Origin of the sequence: Dactylosporangium aurantiacum (genome assembly GCF_000716715.1) — a bacterium.
Classification (GTDB): Bacteria; Actinomycetota; Actinomycetes; order Mycobacteriales; family Micromonosporaceae; genus Dactylosporangium; species Dactylosporangium aurantiacum.
Genome location: NZ_JNYJ01000205.1, coordinates 1 through 238 on the forward strand (window position 1 = coordinate 1; position 238 = coordinate 238).

The 238-nt window shown below is 69.7% G+C and carries 1 protein-coding gene; it reads left to right on the forward strand.

Features of this window, described 5'->3' with window-relative positions; genetic code table 11:
* Window positions 1-16: 16 nt before the first annotated feature.
* Window positions 17-238: thiolase family protein (locus OP18_RS50920; protein WP_483782926.1), on the forward strand; the 222-nt coding region annotated here is incomplete at its 3' end.

The window sequence follows — 238 nt, forward strand, 5'->3', positions numbered from 1 at the left end:
CGGCGGTGCGTGGGCCATGGACCCGGAGACGAACTACGCCACGGGGTTCGTGCCGCAGGGCATCGGCGCCGACCTGATCGCGACCCTTGAGGGGTTCAGTCGGGAGGATGTGGACTCCTACGCCGTGGAGTCGCAGACGCGGGCGGCGAAGGCGTGGGCGGGTGGGTACTTCTCCCGGTCGGTGGTGCCGGTCCGGGACCGTAACGGCCTGGTCGTGCTGGATCGGGATGAGCATCTG